Genomic DNA, 12,763 nt, shown 5'->3' with positions numbered 1-12,763 from the left:
CTGGGCAGCGGCGGATTCCAAAACAAACTACACCCCCAATTATGAAGAGCCAGTTCACGTGCTCGGTCCATCACGTAGTTGAAAACACGTGAACAAAACAATTGAGCAAAACAATTGAATAAAACTGAATGAGTAGTGAGTTCGGGTCGGCATGTAGCCGGCCCGAACCCGTATGTAACCATTCCAGACTGGTAAGTCCTAATGAGATTGGTGGGTACCGCCGTAGTTTCTGAGGCTCTGCTCCGAGAAGCGAGCATGTGATCTGGGAGTATGTGGCGAGGGTGAGCGGGGCCATATCAACCTGTCTTCCCGCTGATTGGTCCCGTGCGCTACCATGTTGTGGTTGCCTCGGCGAGGGAGGCGGTTCATTCGCACTCCGTTATCGACGCGGTCCAGGTGTCATCCGGCACGTGGCTTTCGAGGCTGATGCACGCCTCGGCGTGCCGAACATTTAGGAGACATCTTGGTAGATTCAGTAAAGCTTACAAGCGACGTTCGCTCCGATTTCGGTAAGGGCGCAGCTCGTCGCCTTCGCCGCGAGGGCAAGATCCCCGCAGTGGTCTACGGCCACGGTGGCGACACCATTCACCTCGCGCTCGACGCACACGAGACCTTCCTCGCCGTCCGTCACAACGCTAACGCCCTCGTCACCATCAAGGTTGACGGCAAGGACCAGCTCGCACTCGTTCGCGACATCCAGCGCCACCCGATGACCTGGGACATCGAGCACATCGACCTCATCGGCGTCCGCAAGGGCGAGCAGGTTGAGGTCACCATTCCGGTTACCGTTGTTGGTGAGTCCGCTCCCGGCACCGTTGTCACCACCGATATTCTTTCACTCGTGGTCAAGGCTGACGCCACCGCGATCCCCGAGAACATCGAGGTCGACGTTGAGGGCAAGCCCGAGGGCACACAGATCCGCATCGCCGACATCGTCTTCCCCGAGTCGGTGACCACCGAAATGGATCCCGAGGATCTCGTTGTTTCGGTCATCGTTCCGCAGGCTGACGCCGCGATCGAAGAGGTTGATGCGGCACTGGCCGCTGAGCAGTCCGCTGAGGATGAGGCTCCGGCCGAGTCCGGCTCCTCCGAAGAGGATTCTGAGTAATTAATCGAGTGGGCGCCCGGGTTCCGACCCAGGCGCTCCTCATGGGAGCAGGTGTATGAAGGCAATTGTTGGTCTCGGTAATCCGGGCCCGAAGTACGCGAACACGCGTCACAACATCGGTCACAAGGTGATCGATGAGCTCGTGACGCGCTCGAACGGAACTCTTGCCGCACACCGCTCCAGGAACTACATCATGACGGGCAGGCTCATGACGGCCCCCGTTGGTGAAGGGAACTTTGTTCTCGCTGTCTGCGACAGCTACATGAACGTCTCGGGTGGCCCCGTCAAGGGTCTGCTTCAGTACTTCAAGATCGAACCCCACGATCTGCTCGTCATTCACGACGATCTAGATATCCCGGAGCACACGCTCCGATTGAAGGACGGTGGTGGTGAAGGCGGGCACAACGGCCTAAAGTCCATCTCCTCCGCTCTTGGCAGTAAGAACTACGAGAGGCTACGGATCGGCGTGGGTCGGCCCCCGGGCACCCAGGATGCTGCGGACTACGTGCTCAGCCCCATCACCGGTACTGCGCTCACGGAATACCGCGTGACAGTTGCCAAGGCCGCTGACGTAGTCGAGAGCATTCTCTCTCGAGGGTTCGTTGCGACACAGGCTGACTTACACTCTAACTGATGAATTTTCGCAACATACTTGAACGGCTCCGCCAAGACTCTACTTTGGCGGGGCTTCCCCTTTCCCGGGAACGCCGCCTCGATGTTGGCATGCCGCTTGGACTCGTGCCGGGTGCGCTCTCGCTCCTCGCAACCGATGGGGATAAGCCCACCGTTGTCGTGACCCCAACGGGCAGGGACGGCGAGGAACTCGTTGGCGCCCTCGCAGCGTACCTGCCTCGTGACGAGGTCGAGTTCTTTCCCTCCTGGGAGACACTGCCGCACGAGCGGCTCTCGCCCCGTGCCGACACGGTGGCGAAGCGACTCTCCGTCATACGCAGGCTGACCCACCCGGAAGAGTTCGGGAAGCTATCGGTTCTTGTTGTCCCGATCCGTGCCCTGCTTCAGCCCATCGTCAAGGGCCTGGGGGACATGGTTCCCGTGCGTGTGCGGACCGGCGACGAAGTGCCGTTGGAGGAGCTCGCTCAGGGACTCGTCGATGCTGCCTACGTGCGCGTCGACATGGTGGAGTCGCGTGGTCAGTTCGCGATCCGCGGCGGCATCCTTGACGTGTTCCCGCCAACCGAATCGCATCCGCTCCGCATCGAGTTCTTTGGCGACGAGGTCGATGAGATTCGTTCTTTCTCGGTAGCGGACCAGCGTTCACTCGAGACCGTCGATGTGGTTTATGCGCCGCCGTGCCGCGAGATCCTCCTGAACGATGAGGTGCGCGAGCGTGCCCGGAAGGCCTCAGATAGTCTCCTTGGTGCGCGCGACATGCTCGAAAAGATTGCCCAGGGCATCCCGGTTGAGGGGATGGAATCCCTCGCTCCCGTTCTCACCGGCGGGATGCAACCGATGTACGAGCTACTGAGCGGCGATTCCCGGATCGTCGTTGTTGAACCCGAACGCGTCTACTCCCGCAGTGCCGACCTTGTGGCAACGACGGAGGAGTTCCTGGCGGCGGCGTGGTCCTCGGCTGCGGCCGGTGGCGAGGTTCCGCTCACCGTTTCCGAGGCTTCCTTCCTGGAACTGTCGACCGTTCAGAGCGACGTCCGCAAGAGGGGAATGGCGTGGTGGACCTTTGGTGGGTTCACGGGAGACGGCGAACTCGATGGCACGAAGCTGTCGGTTGATGCGAGGGAACCCAAGACTTTCCACGGCGATGTTGATGCCGCCTTGGTCGAGATGGGGATGCTGGCCAAGCAGGGCTGGTGGCCCATCATCGTGGTCGAGGGTGGTGGCCTTGGCCGCCGCATCGCCTCCGAACTTGGCGAGAAGGAGATTCCGGCCGAGTTCGTTGACGACCTGAGCGCACCCCTCGAGGGTGTTGTGACGGTCATTGCGGCTCCCATCCGCACCGGTTTCATTGCCCCTGGCGTCAAGCTAGCCGTTCTTGCGGCGTCGGACATGACCGGCAAGGGCGGATCCTCGACGAAGGACATGAGGAAGTTGCCCTCGCGCAGGCGCACGGGTGTTGATCCGCTTCAGCTGAAACCGGGCGACTACATCGTTCACGATCATCACGGTGTCGGCAAGTTCCTGCGCATGGATTCCCGGGACATCGATGGGACGGATGGTGCACGCCGCGAGTATCTTGTTGTTGAGTACGCGCCCTCGAAGCGCGGCATGCCAGGGGACCAGCTGTGGATCCCCACGGACTCCCTCGATCTCGTGTCCCGTTACTCGGGTTCCGAAGTTCCCCACGTGTCAAAGATGGGTGGCTCGGACTGGGCGAAAACCAAGGCCAAGGCCCGCAAGGCTACTGAGGCGATCGCCGGTGAACTGGTGCGGCTGTACGCCACCCGCAAGGCAACCAAGGGATTCCAGTTCTCCCCGGATACGCCGTGGCAGCGTGAGCTTGAGGACGCCTTCGCGTACACGGAAACACCGGACCAGCTCGCCACAATCGAGGAGGTCAAGAAGGACATGGAGTCGGAGACTCCGATGGACCGCCTGATCTCCGGTGACGTCGGCTACGGCAAGACCGAGATCGCGATCCGTGCCGCCTTCAAGGCCGTGCAGGACTCGAAGCAGGTGGCGGTTCTCGTTCCCACGACCCTTCTCGTATCCCAGCACCTGGAGACGTTCGAGGAACGGTACGCAGGCTTCCCTGTCACTGTTGCTGGACTCTCCCGCTTCCAGTCCGATGAGGAATCAGAGCGGGTCAAGAAGGGCATCAAGGACGGCTCCATCGATGTCGTTGTCGGTACCCACAGGCTCCTGACCGGTTCGATCCAGTTCAAGGATCTCGGCCTCGTCATCATCGACGAGGAACAGCGCTTCGGCGTGGAACACAAGGAAACACTAACCCAGCTGCGAGCCAACGTCGATGTCCTGTCCATGTCGGCAACGCCGATCCCGCGCACGCTGGAGATGGCGGTGACGGGCATTCGCGAGATGTCGACCCTCGCGACCCCTCCCGAGGAACGCCACCCAATCCTCACGTACGTGGGTGTCTCGGAAGACAAGCAGATTTCCGCCGCGATCCGCCGCGAGCTTCTGCGCGACGGACAGGTCTTCTACGTCCATAACCGCGTCCAGTCGATCAGGGCCCAGGCCACCCGACTGCAAGAACTCGTTCCCGAGGCAAAGATCGGTGTCGCCCACGGCAAGATGAGCGAGAAGCAGCTCGAGACCGTGATCCAGCAGTTCTGGGATCGCGAGATCGATGTGCTCGTGTGTACGACCATCATCGAGACCGGCCTCGACATCTCGAACGCCAACACCCTGATCGTTGATCACGCCGAGAAGCTGGGCCTGTCCCAGCTGCACCAGCTCCGCGGTCGCGTGGGTCGAGGCAGGGAACGCGCCTACGCCTACTTCCTGTACCCGGCCGACACGAACATGACCGAGACGGCTCTCGAGCGCCTGCGCACGATCGCGTCCCACACGTCCCTCGGTTCCGGCATCCAGGTCGCCATGAAGGACCTCGAGATCCGTGGTGCCGGCAACATGCTGGGTGGCGAACAGTCCGGCCACATTGCCGGTGTTGGTTTCGACCTGTACGTCCGCATGATCTCCGAACAGGTGGAGCGCATGCAGGCGATGCTGACCGGAGGCAGGCAGGAAGAGGAAGCTCCCGTTCCCATCCGCATCGATCTCCCCATCGAGGCCACGGTCCCGGACAACTACGTGCCGCAGGAGAGCCTCCGGCTCGACATCTACTCGAAGGTTGCGAACGCGAACGGTGAAGCAGAACGCGACCAGATCCGCGAGGAACTCGTCGACCGTTACGGCCCGATCCCGCCCGCCGTCTCCCGCATGTTCCTCCTCTCCCAGCTGCGCGAGAAGCTCCGCGAAGCGAAGCTCGAGGAAGCGGTCATGCAGGGGGAGTACATGAGGCTCTACCCGGTGTCCCTGCCCGACTCGCGTCAGGCGCGCCTCAAGCGACTACATCCGCGCACCGTGCTCAAACCCGGTGTCCGTTCTGCCCTGATTCCGCTCCCGACCCGCCCACAGCAACGGCTCGGAGCCAGCCCCGAACCCGTCACAAACGAGGACTTCGTGGAATGGCTGAACGACCTACTCAGGGCGGTATTCCTGCCCGATAGCGAAGGTCGCGGCGGCAACAACCCGGATGCCTAAGTCGAGAATTTTCAGGTCATGGCTCTATCATCACAATCAGTGAACCTCTGGAGGAAAAAGTGAAGAAGCTTGTCGCACTGGCTGGAGCAGGTCTCCTACTGGCAGCCTGCTCAACCGACCCATCATCAGCCGCAGTTGTCGAAGGTGACAACATTACGATTGATGATCTCGCGCAGGTTCAGGAGGACTTCCGCGAGCAGGGCTTAAACACGGACGCTGGGGCCGTACTTTCCCTCCTCATTCAGGCGGAACTCGCCTCCGACGCCATCGACAACATCGGCATCGTCATCGACGAGGAACTGCAGGACCTCACGGTCCTCCAGCTTGGTCTCGACGAGAACGCCAACTACACGGGCCGCACCGAGACCCTCATCGACTACTTTGCCCTCACCCTCATGGTGGATGGTGGCATGCTGTCCGATGATGAAGTCATGCTGTTCATGGGCGAGCTCAGCGCGTCCGCCACCGAGGCCGATATCGAGGTCAACCCGCGCTTTGGTGAGTGGGACGGCGACCAGATTGGACTCGTCCAGCCCAGCCGCGACTACCTCATTGAGGTTACGGAGGCCAGCCCCCTCGGCTAGCGAGAACTCCGCCGGTGGGCGCCATGCCCACGGGTGAGCAAAGTGAAGGGAAGCGCACTCGCTTCCCTTTTCTTTTTCCCAGGTCCTGGGTTCGTGGTGCACCGACGTTCAGGGAGTGAGGCTTGTTTCGGCCAGTAGTAAAGTCCCGGTTCAAAATGGGCAAGGACATACTAGAATGAGTGTGGTTATACGACCACATGTCTATATTGTGAAGGAGTCCCAGTGGCCATTATTGAGGCACTGAACGCCCGTGAAATTCTCGATTCCCGTGGCAACCCGACCGTTGAGGTTGAGGTCCAGCTTGATGACGGCGCTTACGCCGTAGCACAGGTTCCCTCGGGAGCTTCCACCGGCGCCTTCGAGGCTGTTGAGCGCCGCGATGGTGACAAGGGTCGCTACCTGGGTAAGGGTGTCGAGGAGGCCGTTAACGCGGTTCTCGAAGTTATTGAGCCCGAAGTTGTTGGCCTGGAGGCTGACGAGCAGCGCGTTCTCGACCAGACCATGATCGATCTTGACGGCACCCCGAACAAGGGCAAGCTTGGCGCAAACGCCATCCTTGGTGTTTCCCTTGCGGTTGCCAAGGCTGCAGCTGAGTCTGCTGGCCTGCCCCTCTACCGTTACCTCGGCGGCCCGAACGCACACGTTCTGCCCGTCCCGATGATGAACATCCTCAACGGTGGTTCCCACGCGGACTCCAACGTTGACATCCAGGAGTTCATGATTGCTCCTCTCGGTGCCCCCACCTTCAAGGAAGCCCTCCGCTGGGGTGCTGAGGTTTACCACTCCCTCAAGTCCGTTCTCAAGGAGCGTGGCCTCTCCACCGGTCTCGGTGACGAGGGTGGCTTCGCACCGAACCTCGAGTCGAACGCTGCAGCTCTCGACCTCATCGTTGACGCCATCAAGAAGACCGGCCTCGAGCCGGGCAAGGACGTTGCTCTTGCTCTTGACGTTGCTTCGACCGAGTTCTTCCAGGACGGCAAGTACCAGTTCGAGGGTGGCCTCAAGACCACCGACGAAATGATCAAGTACTACGAGAAGCTCGTTGCCGACTACCCGCTGGTCTCCATTGAGGACCCGCTGTCGGAGGACGAGTGGGATGACTGGACCGCCCTCACCACCGAGATCGGTGATCGCGTCCAGATCGTTGGCGACGACCTGTTCGTCACCAACCCCGAGCGTCTTGCCCGCGGCATCAAGTCCGGTGCCGCCAACGCACTCCTCGTCAAGGTGAACCAGATCGGTACCCTGACCGAGACCTTCGACGCCGTTGAGGCCGCACACCGTGCAGGCTTCAAGTCCATGACCTCGCACCGCTCCGGTGAGACCGAGGACACCACGATTGCTGACCTCGCCGTTGCCACCAACTCCGGCCAGATCAAGACCGGTGCACCCGCTCGTGGCGAGCGCGTCAACAAGTACAACCAGCTCCTTCGCATCGAGTACGGTCTCGGCGATGCAGCATCCTACGCGGGACGCAACGCGTTCCCCCGCGCTAGCTTCTAAGCACCAAACCAGGTACTGCCTGGTCAGTGTTGAATAAGCGACACAGAGCCGGCCCTGCGGGACATCCCGTGGGGCCGGCTCTACTATGGAAACCATGAGTTCTCGACGCCCAGGTGCATCTCGCGGTCCGACACGACCGGGTGCGCCTCGACGAACCGCAACGAGCACCGCCTCTGAAAGACCCCGTCGCAAGACAGTGGAAGTCGATGATGCTCCCCGCCTCAAGTCCAAGGAACGGGTGAAGAGAAGCGTCGTTGTCGGTGGTGAGGACGGCAAGGTGAGGGCGCTGTCCCTCCGAGTGGTGTCCGTGATCCTCGTGGCCGTTCTTGCGATCATTATCGTGACCCCCACCCTCGGCAATTACCTGGATCAGCAGCAGGAACTTCGCGAACTCAATAGTTCTGTCGAGGAGGCCCAGGCCCGCATCGCCGCCCTCGAGGCGGAAAGCCGGCTCTGGAACGACGACGAGTACGTGCGTGCGCAGGCGCGTGAGCGCCTCGGGTACGTAAAGCCGGGAGAGGTGCTGTACACGGTCGAGGACCCGAGCGAGGGGACCGCGGAAGAACAGCGTCAAGCCCTAGCCACCGAATTGGAATACAATCGCAGGGCCGCCACCCCCTGGTTCACGACCATGTGGGATTCGGTCACCATCGCCGGATACAGCGACGATGGTGAAGAAGTCGTAGACCCGACCGACCCGGGATCTACCCCCGACGTAGGAGAGAACGAGTGACCGTCACTGAAGCCGACCTGGCAGCCCTTAAGCGCCAACTCCAGCGAGTCCCGCGTGGAGTCATTGGTGTTGCTGCGCGGTGCGGGTGCGGTGAACCAACCGTTGTTGAGACCGCTCCTCGGCTCGAGGACGGCTCTCCCTTCCCGACCCTCTTTTACTTGACTCACCCCCAGGTGGTACTCGAGGTCTCCCGCCTCGAGGGAAGCGGGCTCATGGCGGAGCTGAGTGAGCGCCTCGAAAATGATGAGGAGCTCACTCAGGCGTACCGCGCTGCCCACGAGGACTACATCGAGCGACGCAACCGCCACGGTGAGGTCGCCGAGATCGCTGGGATCTCCGCGGGCGGCATGCCCACCCGCGTCAAGTGCCTGCACGCCCTCGTCGGCCACAGCCTCGCCGTCGGCCCCGGCATCAACCCCATCGGCGATCTCGCACTTTCTCTCATCGACTGGTCAGTTGATACGTGCACGTGCGTGCAGGATCGCGAGGAGAACGCCGACGCCGAGTAGGCGCGGTACCGGTTTCCTTCCGGTAGCGAGGAACGCTTCGAGAAGACTCACGGTTTCGGGCTCGAAAGAGTCACGCAATCGTGGCACTCTTAAGAAGTGAAAGTTGCCGGTATTGATTGTGGAACCAACTCCATCCGCCTCCTCATTGCAGACATTGAGCCAGGCCAGCCACTCGTCGACGTCGTTCGCACCATGGAAGTGGTGCGCCTAGGACAGGGCGTCGACACCACGGGAGAGTTTGCTCAGGAAGCCCTCGACCGCACGTTTGAAGCCGCGGAACGATACGCGGACCTGTGCCGTGAACACAATGTTGAGAACATTCGGTTCGTTGCCACCTCCGCAACCCGTGACGCGAGGAATCGCGACGTCTTCATCTCCGGCATCCAGAACCGGCTCGGAGTGACCCCGGAAGTCATCTCGGGCCAGCGCGAGGCGCAGCTGTCCTTCTTCGGTGCCGCCTCCGTTATCGACGTCACCGATCCCGTCGCCGTGATCGACTTGGGTGGCGGCTCCACCGAGATCGTTGTTGGCTCCAAGGCCGACGGCGTCATCGGCTCTTTCTCCATGAATGTAGGCTGCGTGAGAATGTTTGAACGACACCTCAAGTCCGATCCGCCCACCGAGGCCGAGGTTGAGGTGGCCCGCAGAGACGTTCGGAACGCCCTCGACGAGGCCACGCAACACGTGGATATCACTGCCGCAACGAGGCTCATCGGTCTCGCAGGCACCGTCACCACCGTGACCGCACGCGCCCTCGGTCTTCCCGAATATGATCCGGACGCGATTGACGGCGCGACACTGACCCTGGATGAGGTCTACGGAGCATGCGACTGGTTGCTGTCAGCCACGCGCGAGGAACGTACGAAAGAGGGCTACATGCACCCCGGCCGCATCGACGTCATCGGCGCTGGCGCCCTCGTGTGGTCAGAGGTCGTGGGCAGGTTCGAGCGCGAAATCGGAATCACGTCCGTCACCACCTCGGAGCACGACATTCTTGACGGCATTGCCCTCTGGGCAGCCGGAGAGATCGACTAAGACGGCCAAAGTCTTCTTTCCTCATGTCGTCTCCTTGGCTTGAAGGAGGAAGAGCTCAGAGGCGACGTGGTTGGGAAGGAATATGGGTGTGGGGGGGGGGGCACACCCATATCGAGATAAATTGGTTAACTGACTAGCTTAACGTGTCTCTAGTTCACGAATGCGTCACTAACGAGTTTCGACGTGTCACCAACGAGTTTCCACGTGGATCGCTTGCCTACTTGGTGGTCTCCTCGTCGGGATCCAGGTTCGGACGACCATCCAGACGAATGTCGTCCGAGGTGGCGTCGTGGGCTGTCGCTGGATCGTTGGCGTGGACACGCGCCCTGATTCGCAACGCGAAGGCGCCGACGATGGCTGAGATGATGGTGCCGACGATGACGGCGACGCGGGCGTAGCCGGCCACGTCAAGGCTCGGATCGAAGGAGAGCTGAGCAATGAGGAGCGACACCGTGAATCCAATACCGGCGATGATGGAGATAGCGGAGATGTCACCGAGGTTGAGTCCCTTGCCAAGCTTTAGCTTGAACACCTTTGTCAGGAGCGCTGTGCCGCCCCAGATGCCGATGAACTTACCGACGGGGAGAGCCAGGTAGATGGCGATGGCGACCGGGTGGGTAAGCATGTCGCCCAAGCCGCCCGAATCGACAATGTTCACGCCAGCCGCGAAGAACGCGAAGATGGGGAGGACGATGCCGGAGGACCAGAAGTCGAACTTCTCGCCGAAGTACTCGGTGAGGGGCTTCGATTCCTTCGCCGCGGCGATTGCCGGCACGGACAGGCCCATGAGAACGCCGGCGATGGTGGCGTGGACGCCGGAGGAGTGCATGGCAACCCAGGCGAAGATCGCGATGGGCCAGAGTAGCCACCAGTGGACGACTCGCTTGTTTACGAGAACCGCGAAGAGTGCGGTTGCGGCGAAAGACGCGGCAAGCCACAGGAAGTTGATCTCCGAGGTGAAGAAGATGGCGATGACCGTGATGCCAAGGAGGTCATCGACCACGGCAAGGGTGAGCAGGAATGTGCGTGCCGCTGTCGGTAGGCCCTTACCGAAGAGCCCAAGAACGGCCAGAGCAAACGCAATGTCCGTAGCGACGGGAATGGCCCAGCCGTCGTAGTTACCGGAACCCGAGATCGTGATCAACGTGATGTAGACGAGGATCGGGCCCATTATGCCACCCACGGCAGCGATCATGGGGACCAGGGCCTGCCTCATGTCACGCAAGCTGCCCGTCACGAACTCGGTCTTGAGTTCGAGACCAACAACGAAGAAGAAGATTGCGAGCAGGCCGTCCGAGGCCCAGGTGGCAATCGACAAATCGAGGTGAAGGGAACCTGGACCAACGGTTGTGTTCGAGATCGTCGAGTACGCCTCTCGCCAGGGGGAGTTCGCCCAAATGAGGGCGATGAACGCCCCGAGCATGAGCATTCCGCCGGCGAAAGTTTCGGACTTGAGCTTGTTCGCGTACCACCGGATGGGGTTCTGAGTTGCAGCCATTGATTCTCCGTCGTGATTTTCTCTGATCTGTATCTCTCCATCACAATACCCGCGCAAATCGGCCCGAATTCTGTGATTGTTGGCATGATCTTGCATAATTGGACCGGGCCCCCGTAGCCCAATGGCAGAGGCAGTCGACTTAAAATCGATTCAGTATGGGTTCGAGTCCCATCGGGGGTACAGGAACCCGCGAAATGCCAAGAGTTTGACCGAAACTCGTTCCCTGAGGCGAAACTCGGCGGCAGGGCATGTGCGTGGTTGAATCACACCGTAACTGACGTGTTGACCTCGTCACATTTGACGCCATATTTGAAACCAAATTGCAACATTCTGTTGATTTATTGCCTCCTGAGCTGTTTCTTTCCGGCAATACCGAGTCGGTGATAATGCCGCGAAAGAGGGGCCTTGGTTGGCGGCTCCGGTCCAGGATACCTGGCAACGCCCTGGACGTGGGTAGTTCACCCCGAGGCTAATCATGGTAGGGGTTCTGTGTTTTGTGTGGTGACTTCGTTAGACTGCAGACAGTGCAAACCTAAGATCTTGGAGGAATTGCAAAATGAGCAATCCGATTATGTCGCGCAACTCGTACTTTACCGAGCAGCGCACCCCGGCTGGTTACCCGACCATGCCGGGATACGCCCCCGGAAATGACCAGCAGGGGCAGCAGCAGTACGGCCAGCAGTACGCAGGTCAGCAGTACGGCGAGGCCCAGTACACCCAGCCCGCACAGCAGTACGGCACCCAGCAGGGGTACGGCTACGAACAGACCGCGTTCCCGCAGGACAACCGTGCGGCCAACGGCGAGCCCGCCATCACCTACGAAGACATCATGATGAAGACGGGCATCCTGCTCGGCGTCACTATTCTTGCTGGTGCGCTGTCCTGGATGCTCCTCATTCCGTCCGGAGCTACCTCGTCCGACATCAGCCTGGGCATGACCATCGCGGTCGGTAGCTCGCTCGCGGCCTTTGTTGTTGGCCTTGTCATGGCTTTCAAGCGTCAGCTTGGTCCCGGCCTGACGATTGGTTACTCCGCCCTTCAGGGTGTGGCACTCGGAACGCTGACAGGCGTTCTCGAGGTCATCTACCCGGGCATCGCAGTCCAGACCATCCTCGCGACCGTCTCCGTTGTTGCTGTCTGCTGGTTCCTGCACACCACAGGTCTTGTCCGCACCACGTCGAAGGGCATGAAGATCGTTTTGACGATCATGATCGCTGGTGTCGTCTTCTCCCTCGCAAACCTCTTCCTCTCCTGGACCGGGATGGTGGATGCTCCCTGGGGCATGCGTTCCGCTGAGATCGCCGGCATCCCGCTCGGCGTCTTCCTCGGCATCATCATGATCGTGGTCGCCTCCTACATGCTGATCAACGACTTTGAGACCGCGAAGATCGCTGTTGCGAACCGTGCGCCCAAGTCGTTCGCATGGACGGCAGCCGTCGGCATCGTCATGACGATCATGTGGATCTACCTCGAGATCCTCCGACTCATCGCAATCCTCAATCAGGACTAGTAGATAGGGCCAAGCCCCATAGTTCGCAGTGTGATGTCTCAAGACATAGGTGACGTTTCTGTATCAGGACATAGGTGACAGTT

At 60.6% G+C, this 12,763-nt stretch carries 10 protein-coding genes and 1 tRNA gene; 10 read left to right on the top strand and 1 reads right to left on the bottom strand.

What is annotated here, in order from left to right:
- Positions 1 to 463: 463 nt before the first annotated feature.
- The 8 genes from QMB98_RS08960 (at position 464) to QMB98_RS08925 (ending at position 9,672) form a co-directional block, all read left to right on the top strand.
- Positions 464 to 1,108 carry a 50S ribosomal protein L25/general stress protein Ctc gene (locus QMB98_RS08960; RefSeq protein WP_371685388.1) on the top strand — a complete coding sequence of 215 codons (645 nt, stop codon included), beginning with the start codon at positions 464 to 466 and terminating at the stop codon, positions 1,106 to 1,108.
- A gap of 55 nt (positions 1,109 to 1,163) precedes the next feature.
- Entirely contained in the window at positions 1,164 to 1,742 is a 579-nt protein-coding gene (gene pth, locus QMB98_RS08955) for an aminoacyl-tRNA hydrolase (protein ID WP_371685386.1), read from the top strand.
- Entirely contained in the window at positions 1,742 to 5,308 is a 3,567-nt protein-coding gene (gene mfd, locus QMB98_RS08950; RefSeq protein WP_371685385.1) for a transcription-repair coupling factor, read from the top strand. Before pth ends, mfd begins: the two co-directional genes overlap by 1 nt.
- Positions 5,309 to 5,367: 59 nt before the next feature.
- Entirely contained in the window at positions 5,368 to 5,892 is a 525-nt protein-coding gene (locus tag QMB98_RS08945) for a hypothetical protein (protein WP_371685384.1), read from the top strand.
- Positions 5,893 to 6,114: 222 nt separating this feature from the next.
- Positions 6,115 to 7,395 carry a phosphopyruvate hydratase gene (gene eno, locus QMB98_RS08940; RefSeq protein ID WP_371685383.1) on the top strand — a complete coding sequence of 427 codons (1,281 nt, stop codon included), beginning with the start codon at positions 6,115 to 6,117 and terminating at the stop codon, positions 7,393 to 7,395.
- Between the two features lie 196 nt (positions 7,396 to 7,591).
- On the top strand, positions 7,592 to 8,128 hold the full coding sequence (locus tag QMB98_RS08935) for a septum formation initiator family protein (RefSeq protein ID WP_371685382.1): 537 nt from the start codon (positions 7,592 to 7,594) through the stop codon (positions 8,126 to 8,128).
- The gene (locus QMB98_RS08930) at positions 8,125 to 8,637 is read left to right on the top strand and encodes a DUF501 domain-containing protein (RefSeq protein ID WP_371685381.1); all 513 of its coding nucleotides are present in this window, start codon (positions 8,125 to 8,127) and stop codon (positions 8,635 to 8,637) included. Before QMB98_RS08935 ends, QMB98_RS08930 begins: the two co-directional genes overlap by 4 nt.
- Before the next feature lie 96 nt (positions 8,638 to 8,733).
- The gene (locus tag QMB98_RS08925; protein ID WP_371685379.1) at positions 8,734 to 9,672 is read left to right on the top strand and encodes an exopolyphosphatase; all 939 of its coding nucleotides are present in this window, start codon (positions 8,734 to 8,736) and stop codon (positions 9,670 to 9,672) included.
- Positions 9,673 to 9,889: 217 nt separating this feature from the next.
- Here QMB98_RS08925 and nhaA read toward each other — a convergent pair whose 3' ends face one another.
- Positions 9,890 to 11,170 (bottom strand): Na+/H+ antiporter NhaA, encoded by a 1,281-nt coding sequence (gene nhaA, locus QMB98_RS08920; RefSeq protein WP_371685377.1) that lies wholly within the window; start codon positions 11,168 to 11,170, stop codon positions 9,890 to 9,892.
- Positions 11,171 to 11,277: 107 nt separating this feature from the next.
- Between nhaA and QMB98_RS08915 the strand changes: the two genes are divergently transcribed.
- Both QMB98_RS08915 and QMB98_RS08910 read left to right on the top strand, forming a co-directional pair.
- Positions 11,278 to 11,350: transfer RNA gene (locus QMB98_RS08915), tRNA-Leu, on the top strand.
- Positions 11,351 to 11,726: 376 nt separating this feature from the next.
- Entirely contained in the window at positions 11,727 to 12,680 is a 954-nt protein-coding gene (locus tag QMB98_RS08910) for a Bax inhibitor-1/YccA family protein (protein ID WP_371685376.1), read from the top strand.
- Positions 12,681 to 12,763: the final 83 nt, after the last annotated feature.

The organism is Flaviflexus sp., from assembly GCF_041440645.1.
GTDB lineage: Bacteria > Actinomycetota > Actinomycetes > Actinomycetales > Actinomycetaceae > Flaviflexus.
The sequence above is the reverse complement of the archived record's forward strand: the minus strand, read 5'-3'. Positions and strand labels throughout refer to the sequence as shown.